Here is a 20,795-nt window from a genome sequence, read left to right on the forward strand (position 1 = left end):
CTCCCCCATGGCTGAATCCCTTTCCACCGATGTCCTCATCCTCGGCGGCGGCATCGCCGGCCTCTGGCTCAACGCCCGCCTGCGCCAGCAGGGCTTCGCCACCCTGCTGGTGGAGAACGCCAGCCTGGGCGGCGAGCAGAGCGTGAAATCCCAGGGGATCATCCACGGCGGCGCCAAGTACGCCCTGCACGGCGCCCTGACCGGCGCCTCCGAAGCCATCGCCGACATGCCGCGCCGCTGGCGCGAAGCCCTGGCCGGCAACGGCGAGCTGGACCTCACCGGCGTACGCCTGCTCTCCGATGCGCATTACCTCTGGTCCCCCGGCACCCTGGCCGGCAACCTCACCAGTTTCTTCGCCAGCAAGGCCGTGCGCGGCCGCGTCGACCAGGTCAAGGGCGACGCCCTGCCACCGGCGCTGCAGCACCCGAAATTCAAGGGCAAGGTCTATCGCCTGGCCGAGCTGGTGCTGGACGTACCCAGCCTGATCGCCCGCCTGGCGGAGCTTGCCGGAGATGGCCTGCTGGCCGCCCGCGAGATCGAGCCCCTGCACGAAGACGGACAACTGGCCGGCCTGCGCATCGATGGTCGCGCAGTCCGCGCCCAGCGCATCGTCCTCAGCGCCGGCGCCGGCAACCAGGCACTGCTGCAGACCCTGGGCCTGAGCCAGCCGGCCATGCAGCGCCGCCCGCTGCACATGGTGATGGTCAAGGCGCCCAGCCTGAAGCCGCTTTACGCCCACTGCCTGGGCGGCGGCCCCAAGCCGCGCGTCACCGTCACCAGCCACCCGGCCGCCGATGGCCAGTGGGTCTGGTACCTGGGTGGCGACCTGGCCGAGGCCGAAGGTGTGGCCCGCAACGAGGCCGAGCAGATCGCCGCTGCGGAACAGGAACTGCGCCAGCTGCTGCCCTGGATCGACCTGTCCACCGCCCAGTGGGCGACCTTGCGGGTGGATCGCGCCGAGCCTGCGCAGTCCGGCCTGGTGCGTCCGGACAACGCCTTCCTCAGCGAGCAGGGCAACCTGCTGGTGGGCTGGCCGACCAAGCTGGCCCTAGCCCCGGACTTCGCGGACCGCGTGTTGGCGGCCTTCGAGCGTGACGGCTTGCGTCCGTCCGCCAACCCGCCCTTGCCCGCCCTACCCCGCCCACCCGTGGCGCAACCGGCCTGGGAGGAACTCCTGGGATGAACGGCCTGCACGATTTCCACCGCCCCCTGGGCGACACCGGCCTGGTGGTTTCCCCCCTGGGCCTGGGCACCGTCAAGCTTGGCCGCGACCAGGGGGTGAAGTACCCCGCGGGCTTCACCATTCCCGACGACTTCGAGGCCCGCCAGCTACTGAACCTGGCCCGCGAGCTGGGTATCAACCTGATCGATACCGCACCGGCCTATGGCCGCAGCGAGGAGCGACTCGGTCCCTTGCTGCGTGGCCAGCGCCAGGACTGGGTGATCGTCAGTAAGGTCGGCGAGGAGTTCGAGGGCGGCGTTTCCAGCTTCAACTTCAGCGCCGAACACGCGCGATTCTCCGTGGAACGCAGCTTGAAACGCCTGGAAACCGACTTCATCGACCTGGTACTGGTGCATTCCGACGGCAACGACCTGGCCATCCTGCAGGACAGCGGGGTCTATGAGGCCCTCGCCGAACTCAAGCAGGCCGGCAAGATCCGCGCCTTCGGCCTGTCCGGCAAGACCGTGGAGGGCGGCCTGCTGGCCCTGCAACAAGGCGATTGCGCCATGGTCACCTACAACCTCAACGAGCAGGCCGAGAAGCCGGTGCTCGACTTCGCGGCGCAACAGCACAAGGGCATCCTGATCAAGAAGGGCCTGGCCAGCGGCCACGCCTGCCTGGACGCGGGCGTCGACCCGGTGCGCGCCAGCTTCGAACTGATCTTCGATCACCCTGGAGTGACCAGCGCGATAATCGGGACCATCAATCCGCTGCATCTGTCCCATAATGTCGCGACGGCCGCCGCGGTTATCGGGGGTCGTTGCTAGCCGACCCCTAACGAAGGAGCCGACATGCCGCGAATCCTCGCCCGCAAGGACCCAAGCGCGTTCAAGACCCTTCCACTGCACGTCGAAGCCGGAGCCGACTCCCTGAGCTACCAGAGCCTGGGGCGACCGCTCAACTTCACCCAGATGCTGGAGCGCCGTCGCCCGGTACAGGTCAACGACAACCAGCGCTTCGCGGTGGAACTGGCGAACCTCGGCGTCTCGGTACGGCTGACCCTGAACCTGCAGGGCCGCGACTACTGGCTGCTGGTGCGCCAGCGCCGGCAGGATCGCGGCGACACCGTGCTCAAGCTGATTTCCGGCTACGTGCCGGCCCATGAACTGAACCTGCCGCTGCTGACCGCCATCCAGGAAGTGGCCGAGGAATGCCTGATCGAGACGCCGGAAGGCTGGCTCGCCGGGCGTTTCGCCGATACCTGGCTACCCACCCCCTACCAGCGCCAGCTGCGCTATCGCGAAGCCTGCCACTTCCGCCTCAGCCCGCTCTCCGGTGCGGCGCGGCCGGTGCGCAACGGCAAGCTGACCCTGCTGGAGCGGCCCCAGGCCTATGTCCACCTGCCCACCGCCTCCCTGCAACTGGTCTACGACCTGCGCCTGGAGCTACCACGGGACAGTCACCAGATCAGCCTCTTCCACGTCGACGAAGTCCTCCAGGACGGCCAGTTGCTGGCCAGCCTGGAACGACGTCGACCCGATATCTACCTGCTGCCGCTACACCAGGGCCTGCCCACTGGCGATCTGCTGACCCTGCGCAACGGCGAGTTCAAGGAAACCAGCACCCGAGGCATCTGGCTCTCGGAAAGTTTCGCCGAGCAGGACGGCTGGCTGGTGCACGAGGAACGGGTGCGCTGGCGGGACTGGCTGGCGCGGGTGGGAACGGCCCGACCGATGGGAAAGCGGCTCGCGTGTTGAAACCCGGGGCGCACAAGGCGCCCCAGCGAGAGTGAGCCGGCACCCCGGCTCAGCTTGGTTCTTTGGCGCCCCCGCATTGGGCGCCAGCGGGGATCACTTGCTGCGGATCTTCTCGACAATCGCGGTGGTGGAGCTGTTCTCCACCAGGCCGAGAACCTTCACTTCGCCACCATAGGCACGCACGATGTCGGCGCCGACCACCTGGTCGATACCGTAGTCGCCGCCCTTGACCAGCACATCGGGCTTGACCTGGGCGAGCAGGCGCTCGGGGGTGTCCTCGGAGAAGCTCACCACCCAATCCACGGCACCCAGGCCGGCCATCACGGCCATGCGCCGGTCGACGCTGTTGATCGGGCGACCCGGCCCTTTCAGGCGGCTGACCGAAGCGTCGTCGTTGACCGCCAGCACCAGGCGATCACCTTGGGCGCGGGCCTGTTCCAGGTAGGTCACATGACCGGCGTGGAGAATGTCGAAGCAGCCATTGGTGAAGACGATCTTCTCGCCATGGGCGCGAGCGTCCTCGATGGCCACCAACAGTTGGTCGAGACTCAGCACGCCACGCTCGGAACCCTGCGAGCGCTGCACGGCACGGCGCAGCTCTGGCGCGCTGATGGCGGCGGTACCCAGCTTGCCGACCACGATGCCGGCGGCGAGGTTGGCCAGGGCCACCGCGCTGGGCAGTTCCTCGCCGGCGGCCAGGGAGGCGGCCAGGGTGGAAATCACCGTGTCGCCGGCACCGGTGACGTCGAATACTTCGCGGGCGCGGGCCGGCAGGTGCAGCGGGGAATGATCCGGACGCAGCAGGGTCATGCCATGCTCGCCACGGGTGACCAGTAGCGCGCCCAGTTCCAGCTCCCGCATCAGGCCCGCGCCCTTGGCGACCAGTTCGGCCTCATCGGCGCAGCGCCCGACGATGGCTTCGAACTCGCTGAGGTTCGGGGTGATCAGGCTGGCGCCACGGTAGATACTGAAATCCTTGCCCTTGGGGTCGGCCAGCACCGGTACGCCACGACGGCGAGCGGCCTGGATCAGCGCCTGGTGGTTCTGCAGCGCGCCCTTGCCGTAGTCGGACAGCACCAGCACCTTGGCCTGGGGCAACAGGCATTCGACCTCGGTGACCAGGGCCTCGGCGTCGGTGGCGAAGGCTTCCTCGAAATCCATGCGCAGCAATTGCTGGTGACGGCTCATGACCCGCAGTTTGACGATGGTCGGCTGCTCGGCGTGGCGCTGGAAATGCACGTCAACACCTGCGGCATTGAGGCTGTCGGCCAGGCTCTCGGCCGCTTCGTCGACGCCGGTGATGCCCACCAGCATGGCAGGAGCGCCCAGGGCGGCGATGTTCAAGGCGACGTTGGCGGCACCGCCGGGACGGTCCTCAACTTGCTCGACCTTGACCACGGGCACCGGCGCCTCGGGCGAAATGCGCGAGGTGCCGCCATGCCAGTAACGGTCAAGCATGACGTCGCCCACCACCAGAACGGGGGCCTGATCGAATCGGGGCATGGACAGCTTCATGGAGTCTCCGGACGTCAAAAACGGCGCGGATAATACCATAGCAGCCGGGCGGGCCGAGGGCAGGGATCACGAGCCTGGCGGCACGCACCCTGCCGATTGGCCGGAAGCTATGATCAACCCGCGTCCGACTGGGACTCCTCGGCGAACTGGTTGGCGTGCAGACGGGCATAGTAGCCGTTCAGCGCCAGCAGCTCGGCGTGGCTGCCGCGCTCGACGATGCGCCCCTGGTCCATCACCAGGATCAGGTCCGCCTTCTCGATGGTGGACAGGCGGTGGGCGATCACCAGCGTGGTGCGGCCATCCATGACGCGATCCAGCGCGGCCTGGATATGCCGCTCGGACTCGGTGTCCAGGGCCGAAGTGGCCTCGTCCAGCACCAGCACCGGCGCGTTCTTCAGCAAGGCCCGGGCGATGGCCAGACGCTGGCGCTGTCCGCCGGAAAGCAGCACGCCGTTCTCACCCACTTCGGTGTCGAAGCCATGGGGCAGCTTGTCGACGAATTCCTTGGCGTAGGCGGCCTCGGCGGCCTTCTCGACCTCCTCCCGCGGCGTGCCTGCCAGGTCGCCATAGGCGATGTTGTTGGCCACCGAGTCGTTGAACAGGGTCACCTGCTGGGTGACCAAGGCGATATGGCTGCGCAGGTTGCGCAGGCGATAGTCCTCGATATCCACACCATCCAGCAGGATCTGCCCTTGTTCATGGTGGTAGAAACGCGGAATCAGGTTGGCCAAGGTGGACTTGCCGCTGCCGGAGCGCCCAACCAGGGCAATCATCTGGCCAGGCTCGGCCGCAAAGCTGATGTCCTGCAGCACGGGCTTGTCGGTGCCGGGGTAGCGGAAACTCAGGTTGCGCACTTCCAGGCGGCCACCGACCCGCTCCCGCTCGACCGTGCCGCGATCCTCCTCCGGCGTCTCGTCCAGCTGCTCGAAGATGCTTTCGGCGCCCGCCAGTCCCTTTTGGATGGTCGAGCTGACTTCGCTCAACTGGCGAATCGGTTTCGGCAATAGTCCCGCCAGCGTGATGTAGGCCACCAGGTCGCCCGCCGAGGCATCGCCACGCAGGAACAACACCAGGAACATCAGCAGCGCCATACCGCTGTAGATCACCAGTTGCAGCATCGGGGTATAAACGGCGCCGGTCTTGATCATCCGCAGTTGCTTTTCCGTGTTGCCGATACTGGCATCCAGAAAACGCTGCTGTTCGTAGGGTTCGCCACCGAAGCTGCGCACCACCCGGTAACCCTGAATGGCCTCCGACGAGATGTGCATGACATCCCCCATCGCTACCTGGATCTTCTTGCTCTGTTTGCGGAATTTCTTGCTGGCACTGCTGACCATCAACGCGATCAACGGCAGGATGGCGACCATGACCAGCGTCAGCTTCCAGTTCATCCAGAGCAGCGAGGCAAACAGGAAGATCACCGTCATGCCCTCGCGAATCACCACTTTTATCGCATCGGTGGCAGCACCGGTGACCATGGTCACGTTGAAGGTGATACGGGAGATCAGGTGCCCCGAGTTGTTGCTGTCGAAATATCGATTGGGCAAGCACATCAACTGGTTGAACAACGCCACCCGCAGGTCGTGCACAAGGCCGAGCGAGACCCTGGCCAGGTAGAAGTTGCCGAGGAACGAACCGATACCCTGCCAGAGCGCAATCAGGACTATGAGTATCGGTACGGCCTGTACCAGATCCATGTCCCGCAGGTAGGGAATCTTCGGAAACAATACGACGTGGGGGTTGGCCAGGCCGTCGACGAAGTACTTGAGCATGTAGCCCAGCATCGGCTGGGTCGAAGCAAAGATCAGGAACCCGAGGAGGCTGAGCAGAAAGAGCCCCACGTACGGCCTGACGTAGCGCAGCAACCGTAGATAAACCCGGAGATCTGATTGCTGGTTAGAATTGGCCACTCTCGATCCCTTTAGCTACGCAGAGAAAATTGATGCGGATTGTACCAGCGAAAGAATTACAGCTGTGGCTCGCCCAGGGCGAGGTACTGGAAAAGGACGGGCGCGGCCCCAAGGTCCTGCGCCAGCCGGACGGCCAGCTGCTGAAGATCTTCCGCCCACGCCGACGGCTCTGGCTCGCCCGCCTGCGCCCCGCCGCGCAGCGCTTCGCACGCAATGCCGAGCGGCTCACCGAGCGCGGCATTGCTACCCCCCGAATCAGCGAATGCATGTGGCTCGAGCGCTCCGAGGCGGTCAGCGCCTGTTTCTATGCCCCGCTGCCAGGCCGTTCGCTGGATCAGCTGTATCGCAACAAGCGCCAGGAGTTCGATGAATTTCTGCCCGAGCTGGCCGATTTCATCCACACCCTGCACCAGCGCGGCATCTACTTCCGCTCGCTGCACCTGGGCAACATCCTGCGCCTGCCGGAGGGCGGCTTCGGCCTGATCGACTTCCTGGACATGCACTTCAAGCGCGGCCCGCTCAGTGCCCGCCTGGCCCGCCGCAACCTGCAGCACCTCAGGAGCTACCTGCACCGCAGCCAGATCAACGACTTCCCATGGCAGCGGCTGCTGCAGGCCTATGGACATGCCCTGCCCGAGGCCGGCAAGTGATCGACGCCAGAGATAAGTGGCCTCCGGCGTGATTCGCTGAACCCGAGGTCAGACGCTTGGCGGACCACCGGGAGTCGGAGTGGATGCTGCCCCGCCCAGCTTCCCCTGCCGGGCCAGGGTATCTATCACCAGTACCAGTGCCAGGGGCAGCCAGGTCACGAACCAGATGGGCGAGGGTTTAACCCAGGGGGCGATGCCTTCCGTCAGCACCACGAGCCCCGAGTACAACCACAGGCCGACCGCCGCTTCGCCCATCGCGGAGTGCCGGTGCGTGAACGCTCGCCATCCCGCCCAGCACCAGAGCCCAATCCATAGCAGCAGTCCCAGGACACCGAACCTGATACCGATATCCAGGAACATGTTATGGGGGTGTCTTGAACCAACTTTAAGAGTTGCGACTTTGATCCAGTATTCTTGGAAGCCGACGCCGTGGACCCAGTTATCCAGCAATAGCGAAAGCCCCCCGAGCCATAACTCTGGTCGGTAAGAGAGGCCTCGACTCAGAAGAAGAGTTGGCTTGACGAATACGACCACAATTAATAACAACACGGACATAGCGGCCATCACGTAGGCAGCCCTGTTCCGCAACAGAACACCTGTTCCGAGGAAAGACAGCACCAGGCATAGCCAGACCCAGCGGCTTTGATTGAAGTACAGAAAAACTAGATAGCCCAACAAGGCGATCAGTACTACCACAATGACACTTGCGCCCCGCCTAATCTCCAGCCACAGCATCGCAGTCAGGATAGCCAGGGCCCCGCATGCCTGCGCGACAGGAATCACCACTCGCCATACGCCCAGTGATGCTACCCGATACCCGAGAAAATGCCCCTGCACCCAGTAGACATATAGGCAGGTAACCCCTGCAGCAAGCCCCCCCAGAACGCCGCAAAGCAGCAGGAAATCCCGGAAGCGCTCCTTGAGATGCATAGCGGCAACCAGGATCCCCAGCAGGCTGAACGCCACGTAGAAGGGTAACTTGAACTCGCGCGCGTCCTCCCAGCCATCAATAGTCATGAGCAGGACAAATATGTACCAGGCGGAAATAGCGATATAAAGCCAGAAAAACAACTTATGAATCGGTGGATAGCCTTTGCGGAACAAGCAGAAATGCACGAACGCCGGCAGCCACAGGAAAAATATTATCGCCCGATGATAGAAAGAGTTGTTCGGCAGAACCCATGGCCCAAACAACAAGAAGAGCACGCCAACCACAGCGAACCGGGAAAGCCAAACCCCCAAATTTTCCTTACTCATAATCACGACTTACTTATCTTTTATATTGTGTTTTGTTAGCGCACCAAAGTATGCCCTAGCACAGTTCAAATAACCAAAATCCCTGGCAATGCGCAGCAACTCACCCCCATCCAGGAAACCAGCCAGCCGAATTCTCGCCTGTATTTCGGACTTCTTTCTCTTGAATGAACGATTCCTGTTCTTTTTTTCGAGGAGTTCCATCTCCCTCATCACGAATCCGTAGAATCGCTCATCACCCTCCGCACGAATCCGGGCGGCTTCCTGGGCGACTTTTTCATAGATGGTTTCGATATAGCTGGAGAAATCCAGTTTCTGCGTGGCGCTGGCTGGATGAACCCTGGTCAATGCGATCGCCTGCGGATCATCCAGGAAAGAGATATGGGCTCCACGCAGAATGCAGCGCAACCAATAATCCCAGTCCTCCAAGGCGCGCATGCCCACATCGAAGTAACCGACTTTTTCAATCAGCGACTTTCTCACCACCGCCGCATGAATGGCCATGTTGTTGCCCCTGACAAAAACAGGGAAAGCCGCTTCGTAGCGTCCATCTATCACCTTCGACCACTCCTCGGTCGAGGTCAGATCGAGCTTTGTGAAGAGCCGATTCGCACGCAGATCCTCGAAATAGCGGAAGCGCGAATAGGATATGTCCACATGCGGGTTTTCCTTGAAGTGCCGGACATGAGCCATCAATTTGGCGGGCATTATCAGATCATCTGCATCGAGGAACAGCAGGTAGTCCCCTTGTGCGAGCCTTATGCCGGCATTCTTCGCCGCTGACGTCCCTGCATTCGGCTGGTGCACATAGCGGACCCGAGGGTCCGCGACCACCAGCCGTTCGGCGACTTCTTCCGAATCATCGGTGGAGCCGTCGTCGACGATGATGGCTTCCCAGTTCTGGTAGCTCTGTCCCCGCAAGCTTTCGATCGTCTGCTCGAGAAAGCGCCCGTAGTTGTAGCACGGGATAATGACGGAAACCTTGTGCTCCACCGACTGCGGTGACGTTACCTGCGTCATGTCATCCTCTACGGAACAGCATTCGCAAGAGCCCGCGCAGGGTCTTCATGTTCCAGGCGCGCAAGGGAATATCACGTAACAGGGTCCTGGCCAGTTCGGGGTCGACACCCGCGCACTTGAGCAGCATCGAGTTGCGGAACTGCGCACAGACCCGGGCGTAGTCCGGATGATCGCTGAAGCGCTCGTAGGTACGCAGCACGTTCTCCACCATGAACCGATAGTTCTTGTAGGTGTTGCTGCCATGTACCCGATAGAGCGCCAACGGCTCCCCGAGGATATCGATGAAATAGCCGGCTCGGGTGATCTTCAGTTCGATCATCAGGTCCTCGAGCCTGACCTCCGGATCGAAGCCGCCGACCCGCTCCAGCGCCTCGCGCCGGAACAGCAGTGTCGGAGCCGGGGCGCCTGGCTTGCGATTGAGGAACACATCCTCGAAGTCCAGTCGGCGCTGCGGCGGCACGCGGTCCTTGTCGCCAGGCCGTCCCTCTCCATCGATGATCCGGATGCCTCCCGCGCAGATCCCCACCTCCGGCTTGTCCGCCATGTAGGCGACCTGCGTGGCGATGCGCTCGGACAGCATGATGTCGTCCGAACCGAAAGGTGCGATCAGGCTCCCCTTCGCCCGTGCGATGGTGTCGTTGAGGGTTCTCGAGAGCCCCTGGTTGGCCTGGGCGCGAAAATCGAAGCCATGAACCGCCTGCAATGCCTGGATACGCGCCACGCTATCGTCGCGCGAGCCATCGTCCACCACCAGCAGCTCGATGTTCGGGTAGCTCTGCCCCAGCACGCTGAGAATGCTCTCCTCGATGTAGGGGGCATGGTTGTAGGAAGCGATGATCACGCTTACCAGCGGCTGCTGGCCATTGCTCATGGAAGACATGCAGTAGGACTCAGAATGGATTTAGCCGGGCCCAGAACTCCCGCCAGGGGGTCAGGGGCTCGGGCGACGGCCAGGGCTCTTCTAGCACTTTCATGAGGTGCTCGGCCAGCCGTAGATGGGAAAGGTGCCGTTCGGTGAAATGCCGTCCGTTCTCGGCAATGGTCCGCGCCAGTTCGGGGTCCTGGCGTAGCCGGACCAGATGCCCGCGCAACTCCTCGACGCTGGAATAGAGCAGCAGGTGAACGCCATCCTCCAGGCCTATGGCCGGTTCCTCGCGGCCCTGGCGCCAGGCCAGCAGAACGCATCCACAGGCCATCGCCTCGAAGTTCTTCGCCATGTACTCGTTCAGCCCGACATCGGCACTGACGAAGTAGCGTATGCGGTTCAGCATCTGCCGGTAGGGCTCGCCGGGTGGCGTTCGCAGCAACTGCAGCGCGTCCTCGGCGGCCAGGCGATCCAGAAGGCGCTTGCGCTCCTGGTAGGCGGCGCTCGCGGTCCGGCCGATGAAACCCAGCTCGATGTCCCGCTCCAGGTGCTCGGAGAAGATCACCTGCGGGTCATAGCCCTTGGGGATGAAGTGGACGTTGAAGCCCTCGCGCGTCAGGCGCTCGGCCACGCTGGCACCGGTCACGACGATCCGCGCATTGGGCAGGGCCCGGTAGAAGCGACTGAAGCATCCGCGCCAACGGGAGGTCTCGAGGTAGTTCTGGCAGGCGTCCTCCTCGTAGATCAGGAGGCCTGGGATCCGTCTCAGGAAGCGGGTCTGGCGCCGAATGTTCTTGAAATGCAGGTCCACCAGTACGCGGTCGTAGGTGGCGAGGTCGACCTGCCGCAACGTACCGCGCAGATCGCGCTGTGCTTCCTTGTCGAGGATTTTCAGGTCGAGGTCCAGCTGTCCGCCCAGATGCTCGTAGACCCGGGAAAAGTCAGGTTCCCGCCCTGCGGAGCTGAGCGCAAGGACCTTCATTTTCCTGGCAGCCCCCACAGGCGTATCGCCTTGCGGGTGTAGGACCACTTGAACAGTACTCGCCAATCCGTCCGCAGCGCCTCGCGGTAGTAGTCGCGGGCACCACTCTTCTCACCGGCCAGCAGGCAGGTGCGGAACAGCGACAGGCAGCGCTGGGCGCGGTAGGCGGGCTTGAGCGATTGCAGGCCCGCCGGGAGCTTGAGGAATACCTCGTCCACCAGGGTCAGGCCAACCTTGCGCGCGGCCTCGGCGTTGTGGCGCAGGCTGCCGGGATGCTTGTGGATGCGCGCCAGCATCAGGTCGAGGACTTCCACTTGGCGCTGGGTCAGGCAATAGGCGAACACCGGGATATCTTCGCTGTGGCGCAGGTGCTCGGGATAGGGCCGTTCCAGCAGCAGCTCGCGCAGGAACACGCAGGAGCCGTGACCGAGGCCGATGTCCTTGTCCAGCAGGTAACCCCTGAGGCGTTGCAACGCATCGCCAGGCACAGTGCTGGCGGGGTGGGCGCGCTCGCGTCCATCCGGCTGTACCGCCACATGGCCGGCCAGCCAGAGGCCGACGTCCGGCTGCTGGCGCAGGCGCTCGCACAGGCTGGGGAGCGTATCGGGCACCAACTCATCGTCGGCGTCCAGCAGCAGGACGTAGCGTCCCTGGGCAAGTTGCACGCCGTTGTTGCGTGCGGCCGAGGGGCCGGCGTTGGTCTGGCGCACGCACTGGAAGGCCGCGCCATGGCGTTGGCTCAAAGCGGCACAAACCGCCGGGGTGTCGTCGGTGGAGCCGTCATCCACCACCCAGAGTTCGACCTCCGAGGTGGCTTGGGCCAGCACCGACTCCACGGCACGCGGGAGCACGCCCGCGTAGTTGTAGGTAGGGATGACGACGCTAAGCAGCGGCTTAGCCGACATTGTCATACCAATCCTTGCCTTCCTTGACGACGAGGATGTCTTCCATGATCAGGTACTGCAGGTCCGAGCCGTAGAACATGTTCAGCGCGTCGGTGGGCGAGCAGATCATCGGCTCGCCGCGACGGTTGAGGGAGGTGTTCAGGGACACGCCGTTGCCGGTGAGGACTTCCAGTTCCTTCATCAGGTCGTACCAGCGCGGGTTGTGGCGGCGCTCCAGCACCTGGGCGCGGGACGTGCCGTCCTCGTGCACCACTTCGCCCACGCGGTTCTTCCATTCGTCGTTGACCTCGAAGGTGAAGGTCATGAACGGCGACGGGTGGTCGACCTTGAGCATCTGCGCCGCGACCGTATCCAGCATCGACGGGCAGAAGGGGCGCCAGCGCTCGCGGAACTTGATCTGTTCGTTGATGCGATCGGCCACGCCGGCCACGCTCAGGCAGCCGATGATGGAGCGGCCGCCGAGGGCGCGCGGGCCGAACTCCATGCGGCCCTGGAACCAGGCCACCGGGTTGGCGTCGACCATGATCCGGGCGATCCGCTGCGGGGTGTTGTCGATGCGCTTGAACACCGGCTTCTGCGGGTGACGGGCGCAGGCGGCGATCACGTCCTCGTTGCTGAAGGACGGGCCGAGGTAGACGTGCTCCATCTTCTCCACCGGCACGCCGCGCTTGACCGAGACATAAGCGGCGGCGCCCACGGAGGTGCCGGCGTCGCCGGAGGCCGGCTGGACGAACAGCTCCTTCACTTCCGGACGGGCGATGATCTTCTGGTTCAGCTTGACGTTCAGCGCGCAACCGCCGGCAAAGGCGATCTTGCCGGTCTCGCGGATGATGTCGCCTAGGTAGTAGTCCATCATCTCCAGCGCCAGCTTCTCGAACAGGGCCTGCATGCTGGCGGCGTAGTGGATGTAGGGGTCGTCAGCGATGTCGCCCTGGCGTTTCGGACCCAGCCACTCGATCAGCTTGGGCGAGAAGTAGAAGCCCTTGCCGTTTTCCTTGTAGCGACGGAAGCCGATCACGTTGGCGTAGTCGGTGTTGATGGTCAGCTCGCCGTTCTCGAACTTGGCCAGGCGCGAGAAATCGTACTTGGCGGCGTCACCGTAGGGCGCCATGCCCATGACCTTGAACTCGCCGTCGAGCATCTCGAAGCCGAGGTACTCGGTGATCGCGCCATAGAGGCCACCGAGGGAGTCCGGATCGAAGAACTCCTTGATCTTGTGGATCTTGCCGTTCTCGCCCCAGCCGAAGAAGGTGGTGGCGTACTCGCCCTTGCCGTCGATCCCGAGGATCGCGGTCTTCTCCTTGAAGCCGGAGCAGTGGTAGGCACTGGAGGCGTGGGCCAGGTGGTGCTCCACCGGCTCGATCTTCACCTTCTTGGCGTCGAAGCCCAGTTGCTCCAGGCACCAGACGATCTTCTTGCGGTAGCGCTTGTAGCGGCGGTTGCCCATGAGAATGGCGTCCAGCGCGCGATCCGGGGCGTACCAGTAGCGCTTGGCGTAGTGCCAGCGGGCCTTGCCGAACAGGCTGATGGGGGCGAAGGGAATGGCCACCACGTCGACGTCGGAGGGCTTGATGCCGGCCTGCTCCAGGCAGAACTTGGCCGACTCGTAGGGCATGCGATTCTTCGCGTGCTTGTCGCGCACGAAGCGCTCTTCTTCGGCGGCCGCGATCAGCTTGCCGTCGATGTAGAGCGCGGCGGAGGGATCATGGCTGAGAGCGCCGGAAAGGCCGAGAATCGTCAGTGCCACGGGGTTAGCCTCTTTCAGGGCAGGTGCCTGGCACCTGCGGTAAACGTTTATCCAGTAGCTGGTGCAGCGTCGATTCGGCCGGCCAATTGCGCAGGAAACGCGCGCGGTCACGGGCATAGGCCCGGGCGAAACTCCGCGCGCTGCGATGCTGGCACACGGCATCGAGGTCGATCAGGGTCCAGCGGCCGTCGTGCCAGAACAGGTTGTTACCCTTGAAGTCGCCATGGCTGATGCGCTCGCGAATGAGCGCACAGAACAAGCGGTCGAGGGCCTGCAGTTCGGCTTCCGGTGGAGCACCAGCCCCGTCCGGGTCGTCCAGATAGGGTCGAAAACGGGCGATTATATCTTGCCCGGAGAGATATTCGGTAATCAGGTAGGCGCCGCCGCGCAGCCAGAGGAAACGTCGCTCGAGCACCGCCAGCGGACGCGGCGTGGCGATGCCGAGGAATTCGAGGCGATTGCCTTCGCGCCAGCTGTGCCAGGCCCGGCTCGGACGCCAGAAGCGCGTCAGCCAGTGCGTCAGGCCCTTGATGTTGTAGCGCTTGACCAGCAGCTTGCGCCCGCCAGCCTCTACCTCGGCCACCGTGGCGGTGGCGCCCCGCTTCAGCGACCGGCCCTGCTCCAGGGCCGCATCCGGCGCATCCAGCAGGCCGGCGAGGGCTTGCTCGGACTCGCGCCGCACCGCCCGCAGGCCAAAGGCGCCGCGAATCACGCTGAACAGGCTGCAATCGCGGGCGACCTTGTTCATGTAGTCGCCCAGGCGCCAGCGCCGCACCCGGGCGATCTCCTTCTGCAAGGCTTCCAGCGGCAGCGCGTGCTCACAGTTGACCAGCAGGTACTGCACCAGCAGCTCTTCGAGGTAGGGATCGAGCTCGGCGGGCAACTGGGCGAAAAACACCCCCAGGTTGGCCAGGACCTTGTCCCGGGCGAGCGGCGAGCCGGGGGTTACGGCGCGGATGCCGCCACCGTCGATCACCTGCAGCTTGCCGCCATGGCGCAGCAGGTTGTCCAGGTGAAGGTCTTCCTGAGCCAGTCCGGCCAGGTGAAGTCGGGCGATCGCCCCCAGGGCTTCGCCCAGCACCAGTTGCTGGCCGTCGGACAGGGGCGCCTCGCGCTCGACCTGGCGCCAGGCATCCCACAGGCTCTGCGCCGAATCCAGGTACTCGAACAGCAGCCAACCGCCTTGTCCGGCCAGCTGCCCTTCACTCAGCAGGGCCGGAGACTCGATGCCCTGCTCGTGCAGGGCGCGGGTGCCGGCCAGTTCGCGTTGAAAGTGCCGTTCGGCACGGCCGCCCACCAGCAGCTTGGCCAGTACCCGGCGCCCCTGCCACAACGCCACGCCGACGTAGCGCTGGCCGGGCAGCACGCGCAGGAGGCTCTGCAGCTCGAGGCCGCCAGCGATATCCAGGCGGATGGGCAACGACGGCGTACGCCCCGCCTGGGCCAGTTCGGCCAGGGTCATGGGCGCTGATCCTTGCTGCGACGACGAGCGCCCAGGCGCCCCAGCCAGTCGCTGACTTCGGCCGAGTCGCCCGGACGCCCCAGGTAGGCGGACAGGAGCTCGCGCACCTCAGACTCGCCCCAGGCATCGGCACGACGCACCAGGGTTTCCAGGTCCTTGATCCGGTCGCGGCGGCCGAGCAGCAGTGGCCGGGTCTTTTCCAGGTCGATCAGGCAGGCCTCGAAGCCCGCCCCGCTCTCGCGCAGGAAGACGTGCTTGGGGTAGAAGCAGCCATGCATCTGACCGGCGTTGTGCAGGCGCAGCGCCAGCTCCGCCACGGCGGCGATGATGGCCGAACGCTGCGCGGCGCCGGCTCCGGCCCAGTGTTCCAGCCAACCGGCCAGCTCGCGCCAGCCGTCCAGGGCGCGGGTGACCAGGATGGCGCGACGCTCGCCGCTGACGCTGCGGGCACCGAAGTACGCCGCCTGCAGCGCCGGAATCCCCAGCTTCTGGTAACGCCGGATATTGCGGAATTCGCGGGCGAAGGTGGGCTCGCCAAAGGGGTGCAGCAGGTTGCGGCTGAAGAAGTTGCTCTGCCGCTTGAGGTAGTACGCGGCGCCGTCCAGGTCCAGGCGGAACACGCTGCTCCAACCACCCCGACCGGTATTGGGGGCGTCCACCGCCTCCAGGCGCAGCGCCCAGAGCGCATCGAAGTTGTCCAGGCCGTTGCGGGCGAGCATCTCGCGGTCGGCCGCAGCGATGAAGTCGTTCATTCGCGTCCCTCGAAGAACTTGAGGATCTGCCGTACCCGGCGCTTGTCGCTGCTGCGCAGGCGCGGACGGTCACGGTATTGCAGGTAGAAACGCAGGCGCTGGGTACGGCTGAGGTGGTACTTGGCCACCTTGTCCAGGCAGGCCAGGTCCTTGATCACCCGGTAGTGCAGGAAGGGGCCCCACCAGAAGGTGCCGGTCGGGCAGTCGATCAGGAACAGGTCGCCCTGCTCGTCCACCAGCAGGTTGCGCCACTTCAGGTCGTTGTGGGCGAACCCGTGCCGGTGTAGCTGCCGGGTGGCCTTGGCCAACTGGCGGCTGACCCGGTCGACCCAGCGTGAATCGGCCAGGCGCGGATCGCCCAGCTTGGCCATTTCTGCCATGTCCACGGTGCCCTTGAGCTCGCGGGTGATCAGCGCGCCACGGTGGAAGGCGCCGGCGCGGCGCTCCTGACCCCAGCCCACCAGCGGCGCGGTCGGGATGCCCCACTTGCTGAAGTGCTTGAGGTTCTGCCATTCGGCCTTGACCCGTGGCCGGCCGAACCAGCGGCGCAGGCCCTTGCCCGCGCCCCAGTAGCGCTTGACGTAGTAACGCACGCCACGGTGCTCGACCCGCAGCACTTCGGACAGCGGATCACCGGTGATCCAGTCGCCTTCCAGGGCGAACACCTTGTCGAGGTCGCCGAAGCGCGCGGCGATATCGGCATCCAGCCCCTCGGCGAGTTTCCAATGACTCACGCCTCTCCTCCTCCGGCGTACTTGCGCTCGTAGCGCGAGAGCAGGCGCGCGGCCTTCTCCTCGAGCCAGGCCAACAGGCGGCTCTCGTCCCGCAGCACCTGGCGCAGCGGCTGGCGGAAATAGGCCTTGAGGAAGCGCAGCTTGTCGCGTCGGGTCAGGCCGATGTTCAGGGCCGAGAAGTACAGCCCGGCCAGGTCCTTGTCGCGCCAGCGCACGGGCGTGGCGGCTCGGGTCTGGGCACGGTGCAGGTCGATCAGCGACAGCTTGAAGTCGTCGGCGCTGACCGGTCGATCCGTGTGCAGCAGGAAATGGCAGATGTAGCAGTCGCGGTGATTGACCCCGGCCCGGTGCATGGTGCCGGTCATCCGCGCCACTTCGTCGATCAGCGCCCACTTCAGGCGCAGCGGCGGCGGGTTGCGCGGCCAGTCGACACAGAAGTCCTCGAGGCTGACGGTGGGCGCCAGCTCTTCGGTGACGATGAAGGAGTGCTGGCGCGCCGGGTTGCCGCCGCGCTCGCCAAAGGCCACGGCGGTCATGGTCGGCACGTCCGCCTCGTGCAGGCGCCGGATGGCCGCCCACTCCTGGCCGGCGCCGAGCACCGGGGCCTTGGCGGTGACCAGATTCTTGACGATCTCGGCCCAGCCGATGCCACGGTGGATCTTGACGAAGTAGCCGCGGCCCTCGACCTCGGTGCGCAGGGTGCGACGGCCTTCCAGCTCGCGGTAGACCTGGCCCTGCAGCGCTTCCACGGCGGCGAAGGCATCACGCCCGGCCCAGAGGCGCTCGAAGGGTTCCTTCAGCACTAGCTTCATGGGCGCTCCGCGAGAATCACGTCCGCCGCGTGCTGCGGCATGCTGTAGAGGTCGGCGCTGTCGGCGAAGGCCAGGCCATTGGCGCCCCAGCGCGCACGCGCCGCCGAGTCGGCGAGCATCTCGGCGAGCAGCTGATTGAGCGCGTCCTGCTCGAAGGGGCTCGGCAGCACGCGGCCGCTGTCCGCCTCGGCGATGTAGTGGGCGTAGCCGCAGACGTCGGTGACCAGCACCGGCAGCCCCGCCACCAGCGCTTCCAGCAAAACGGTGCCGGTGTTTTCGTTGTAGGCCGGATGGATCAGCAGGTCGGCGCCCAGCAGGAAGCGCGGGATATCGCTGCGGCCCTTGAGGATGTCCACCTGGTCGGAAATGCCCAGGGCCTTCATCTGTAGCAGGAAGGGCTTGGGGTCGTCCTGGCCGATGACGATCAGCCGGACGCGTTTCTTCAATTCGCGGGGCAGCGCGGCCACGGCCTTGAGGCTGCGGTCCAGGCCCTTGGTCTTGAAGCCGGAACCGATCTGCACCAGCAGCAGGTCGTCATCCGCCAGCTTGAACTCACGGCGGAACTCGGCGCGGATCTCGCCGGCGTTGGCCGGGGCACGGCGGTCGGCGGCGATGCCCGGGGGCAGCAGGTGGAAGCGCCCGGCCGGGGTGGCGTAATGCTTGACGAAGAGCGGCTGCTGCACCTCGGAGATCATCAGCACCTCCGTCTTCGACTCGGGGGCGAACACCGCACGCTCGTAGTCGGAGAAGTGCTTGTAGCGGCCCCAGCGGCGGTAAAGGCCATTGCGCAGGGTCTGCGCCTTGTCCTCGAAGCAGGGGTCGGCGGCGTAGTAGACGTCCAGGCCCGGCATCTTGTTGAAGCCGATCACCCGCTCCACCGGCCGGCGCGCCAGGTCGGCCTCGACCCAGGCGGTGAATTTCTCGTTGCGCTTGTGGTTGAACAGCGCCTTGACCGGCGCGATCAGCACTTCGAAGCCGTCCGGGACCTCGCCTTCCCAGATCATGGTGTAGACGCGAATGGCATGCCCACGACGCTGGCACTCCAGGGCGATGCGCATGAAGTCACGCTGCAGGCCACCGAAGGGGAAGTATTTGTAGAGCACGAATGCCAGTTGCATCAGTGGTTATCCTCGGTCAGCAGCAGGGCTTCCAGTTGAGTCGCCACACGCTGCGGATTCAGCCGGGTAAAACATAGCGGCTGTTCGCGCGCCAGGTCGAACAGACGGGCGTCCTCCGCCGTCGGCTTGTAGGCGCAGGTCTTCTTCAGGCATGGCGCACAGGGGAAGTCGCTGCCCAGGTGGATCTGCGAGCGCCCGTAGGCGCCGGTGAAGCCCGGGTTGGTCGGGCCATAGAGCGACAGGGTCGGCACGTCCAGCGCGGCGGCCAGGTGGCCGAGGCCGGTGTCCACGGCAACACAGGCGCGGGCGCCAGCCACCACCTTGGCCATCCCCGCCAGGGATAATCTGGGGAGCACGGCGGCGTTTTCCAAGCCTTCGGCGATGCGCTCGGCGCGCTGCTTCTCCGACTCGTTGCCCCAGGGCAGGCGCACATGCCAGCCGTGGTCGCAGGCGCGCTCGGTGAGTTCGCGCCAGTATTTTTCCGGCCAGTGCTTGGTGTCCCAGGTGGTGCCGTGAAGGAACAGCAGGTAGGGCGCGCCGCTCTCGGCGTCCGCCAACTGGGCGCGATTCAGGCCGTAGTTGCCGACACCTTCGGGCACCTTGTAATCCAGGGCCTGGGCGAACAGCTGGCGCACGCGCTCGACGGCGTGCTGCCCCCAGGCCACCGGGTAACGGCGGTCGTAGAAGCGGCTGGCCAGCGGTTCACGGGCGGAATCGCGGTCCAGCCCCACCACCGGCGCCTTGGTGTAACGGGTCAGCAGGGCGCTTTTGAGCAGCCCCTGGGCATCGATCACCAGGTCGTAGCGGGTTTCCCGCAGGCGCCGCTTGAAGCGTCGCCATTCACCACTGCGCAGGGTCTGCCAGACATTCTTGCGCCAGCGGCGGATGGCCACCGGGATGACCTGGGCCACCGCGGGGTGCCAGGCGGGGATTTCAGCGAAGCCTTCCTCCACCACCCAGTCGAACTGGATGCCGGGAATCGCCCGCGCGGCATCGGTCAACGCCGGCAGGGTATGGATGACATCGCCCAGGGAGGAGGTCTTGATCAGCAGTACCCGCACTCAGCGACTCTCCACCAGTTCCAGCGGGTCCGGCACCAGGCGGTCCAGGGCCTCGATCACCGGACGCGGCTTGAGCTCGCGCAAGCAGTTGTAGTGGCCGAAGCGGCAGGTGCGCTCGAAGCAGGGACTGCATTCCAGGCCCAGGCGGACGATTTCCACCTGTTCCGCCAGCGGCGGGGTGAACTGCGGCGACGTGGAGCCGTAGACCGCCACCAGCGGGCGCGCCAGGGCGGCGGCCACGTGCATCAGGCCGGAGTCGTTGGAGACCACGGCGCTGGCGCAGGACATCAGGTCGATCGCCTCGGCCAGGCTGGTTTCGCCGGAGAGGTTGACCGCTTCTTCGCGCAGGCCCGGGATCAGCCGCATGCGAATGTCTTCGCCGCCGGGGTGGTCGTTCTTCGAACCGAACAGCCAGACCTGCCAGCCCGCGCGGATCTTCAGCTCGGCCACCTTGGCGTAATGCTCGGCCGGCCAGCGCTTGGCCTCACCGAACTCGGCACCCGGGCAAAGCGCCAGGACCGGACGGTCCAGGCCGAGGCTGAACTTGGCCAGCGCGGCGTCACGGCTGGCCGGATCGATCTGCAGCGACGGGCGCGGATAGGGCTTGGGCAGCTCGGCGTCGGGCTCGAATGCCAGGGCCATGAAGCGCTCGATCATCAGCGGGTGGCGCTGTTTATCGAGGACGCGGATGTCGTTCAGCAGGCCGTAGCGCATCTCGCCTTTCCAGCCCGTGCGCTTGGGTATGCCGGCGAACCAGGGCACCAGCGCCGACTTCAGCGAGTTGGGCAGGAGAATGGCCTGGTCGTACCGGCCGGCCAGGGATTTGCCGATCTTGCGCCGGCTGGCGATATCCAGCACGCCATGGCCGATGGGGAAACTCAGCGCCTGGCGGACTTCCGGCATGCGCTCGAGGATGGGCCGGCTCCACTCGGGCGCCAGCACGTCGATTTCGCAGCCGGGATGGCGGGCTTTCAGGCACTGGAAGAGTGTCTGCGCCATCACCATGTCGCCGACCCAGGAGGGACCTACGATCAGAATCTTCATAAGGGCAGCTTCAAGCCTGAATAGACAAGCCGCAAGCTCCAAGCG

General features: G+C 65.1%; 19 protein-coding genes. 4 read left to right on the forward strand and 15 right to left on the reverse strand.

What is annotated here, in order from left to right:
* The first annotated feature begins 7 nt into the window (after window positions 1–7).
* Genes PCA10_RS26035 through PCA10_RS26045 form a run of 3 tightly spaced genes read left to right on the forward strand, consistent with a single transcriptional unit; the run spans window position 8 to window position 2,919 of the window.
* The gene (locus tag PCA10_RS26035) at window positions 8–1,183 is read left to right on the forward strand and encodes an NAD(P)/FAD-dependent oxidoreductase (RefSeq protein ID WP_016495077.1); all 1,176 of its coding nucleotides are present in this window, start codon (window positions 8–10) and stop codon (window positions 1,181–1,183) included.
* A complete protein-coding gene (locus tag PCA10_RS26040; protein ID WP_016495078.1) occupies window positions 1,180–1,989 on the forward strand; it encodes an aldo/keto reductase in 810 nt (269 codons plus the stop codon). Before PCA10_RS26035 ends, PCA10_RS26040 begins: the two co-directional genes overlap by 4 nt.
* Before the next feature lie 24 nt (window positions 1,990–2,013).
* On the forward strand, window positions 2,014–2,919 hold the full coding sequence (locus PCA10_RS26045; RefSeq protein WP_016495079.1) for a hypothetical protein: 906 nt from the start codon (window positions 2,014–2,016) through the stop codon (window positions 2,917–2,919).
* Window positions 2,920–3,012: 93 nt separating this feature from the next.
* Here PCA10_RS26045 and hldE read toward each other — a convergent pair whose 3' ends face one another.
* Together hldE and msbA are read right to left on the reverse strand one after the other, a co-directional pair.
* Window positions 3,013–4,434 (reverse strand): bifunctional D-glycero-beta-D-manno-heptose-7-phosphate kinase/D-glycero-beta-D-manno-heptose 1-phosphate adenylyltransferase HldE, encoded by a 1,422-nt coding sequence (hldE, locus tag PCA10_RS26050; RefSeq protein WP_016495080.1) that lies wholly within the window; start codon window positions 4,432–4,434, stop codon window positions 3,013–3,015.
* 113 nt (window positions 4,435–4,547) lie between these two features.
* The gene (gene msbA, locus PCA10_RS26055) at window positions 4,548–6,344 is read right to left on the reverse strand and encodes a lipid A export permease/ATP-binding protein MsbA (RefSeq protein WP_016495081.1); all 1,797 of its coding nucleotides are present in this window, start codon (window positions 6,342–6,344) and stop codon (window positions 4,548–4,550) included.
* A gap of 32 nt (window positions 6,345–6,376) precedes the next feature.
* Between msbA and PCA10_RS26060 the strand changes: the two genes are divergently transcribed.
* Window positions 6,377–6,994: a lipopolysaccharide kinase InaA family protein gene (locus tag PCA10_RS26060; protein ID WP_016495082.1), complete on the forward strand. Its 618-nt coding sequence runs from the start codon at window positions 6,377–6,379 to the stop codon at window positions 6,992–6,994.
* Between the two features lie 48 nt (window positions 6,995–7,042).
* Here PCA10_RS26060 and PCA10_RS26065 read toward each other — a convergent pair whose 3' ends face one another.
* Genes PCA10_RS26065 through waaF form a run of 13 tightly spaced genes read right to left on the reverse strand, consistent with a single transcriptional unit; the run spans window position 7,043 to window position 20,750 of the window.
* Entirely contained in the window at window positions 7,043–8,251 is a 1,209-nt protein-coding gene (locus tag PCA10_RS26065) for an O-antigen ligase family protein (RefSeq protein ID WP_144277009.1), read from the reverse strand.
* A gap of 9 nt (window positions 8,252–8,260) precedes the next feature.
* Entirely contained in the window at window positions 8,261–9,268 is a 1,008-nt protein-coding gene (locus PCA10_RS26070) for a glycosyltransferase family 2 protein (protein ID WP_016495084.1), read from the reverse strand.
* Window position 9,269: 1 nt separating this feature from the next.
* Entirely contained in the window at window positions 9,270–10,139 is an 870-nt protein-coding gene (locus PCA10_RS26075) for a glycosyltransferase (protein WP_041770456.1), read from the reverse strand.
* Window positions 10,140–10,158: 19 nt separating this feature from the next.
* Window positions 10,159–11,115, reverse strand: a complete 957-nt coding sequence (locus PCA10_RS26080) for a glycosyltransferase family protein (RefSeq protein ID WP_016495086.1) — start codon at window positions 11,113–11,115, stop codon at window positions 10,159–10,161.
* Window positions 11,112–12,026: a glycosyltransferase family 2 protein gene (locus PCA10_RS26085; RefSeq protein ID WP_231866605.1), complete on the reverse strand. Its 915-nt coding sequence runs from the start codon at window positions 12,024–12,026 to the stop codon at window positions 11,112–11,114. Before PCA10_RS26085 ends, PCA10_RS26080 begins: the two co-directional genes overlap by 4 nt.
* On the reverse strand, window positions 12,010–13,767 hold the full coding sequence (locus PCA10_RS26090; protein WP_016495088.1) for a carbamoyltransferase family protein: 1,758 nt from the start codon (window positions 13,765–13,767) through the stop codon (window positions 12,010–12,012). Before PCA10_RS26090 ends, PCA10_RS26085 begins: the two co-directional genes overlap by 17 nt.
* A 4-nt stretch (window positions 13,768–13,771) precedes the next feature.
* Entirely contained in the window at window positions 13,772–15,229 is a 1,458-nt protein-coding gene (locus PCA10_RS26095; RefSeq protein WP_016495089.1) for a lipopolysaccharide kinase InaA family protein, read from the reverse strand.
* Window positions 15,226–15,981, reverse strand: a complete 756-nt coding sequence (locus tag PCA10_RS26100; protein ID WP_016495090.1) for a lipopolysaccharide kinase InaA family protein — start codon at window positions 15,979–15,981, stop codon at window positions 15,226–15,228. The genes PCA10_RS26095 and PCA10_RS26100 overlap by 4 nt, the downstream gene beginning before the upstream one ends.
* A complete protein-coding gene (locus tag PCA10_RS26105) occupies window positions 15,978–16,715 on the reverse strand; it encodes a lipopolysaccharide kinase InaA family protein (RefSeq protein WP_016495091.1) in 738 nt (245 codons plus the stop codon). Before PCA10_RS26105 ends, PCA10_RS26100 begins: the two co-directional genes overlap by 4 nt.
* Complete coding sequence (gene rfaP / locus PCA10_RS26110; protein WP_016495092.1) at window positions 16,712–17,527, reverse strand: lipopolysaccharide core heptose(I) kinase RfaP; 816 nt, start codon at window positions 17,525–17,527, stop codon at window positions 16,712–16,714. Before rfaP ends, PCA10_RS26105 begins: the two co-directional genes overlap by 4 nt.
* Entirely contained in the window at window positions 17,524–18,645 is a 1,122-nt protein-coding gene (locus PCA10_RS26115) for a glycosyltransferase family 4 protein (protein ID WP_016495093.1), read from the reverse strand. Before PCA10_RS26115 ends, rfaP begins: the two co-directional genes overlap by 4 nt.
* A complete protein-coding gene (gene waaC, locus PCA10_RS26120; RefSeq protein ID WP_016495094.1) occupies window positions 18,645–19,706 on the reverse strand; it encodes a lipopolysaccharide heptosyltransferase I in 1,062 nt (353 codons plus the stop codon). The genes PCA10_RS26115 and waaC overlap by 1 nt, the downstream gene beginning before the upstream one ends.
* Window positions 19,707–20,750 (reverse strand): lipopolysaccharide heptosyltransferase II, encoded by a 1,044-nt coding sequence (waaF, locus tag PCA10_RS26125; protein WP_016495095.1) that lies wholly within the window; start codon window positions 20,748–20,750, stop codon window positions 19,707–19,709. It abuts the gene before it with no gap.
* Between the last annotated feature and the right edge of the window lie 45 nt (window positions 20,751–20,795).

It is taken from the genome of Pseudomonas resinovorans NBRC 106553, from assembly GCF_000412695.1.
Classification (GTDB): domain Bacteria; phylum Pseudomonadota; class Gammaproteobacteria; order Pseudomonadales; family Pseudomonadaceae; genus Metapseudomonas; species Metapseudomonas resinovorans_A.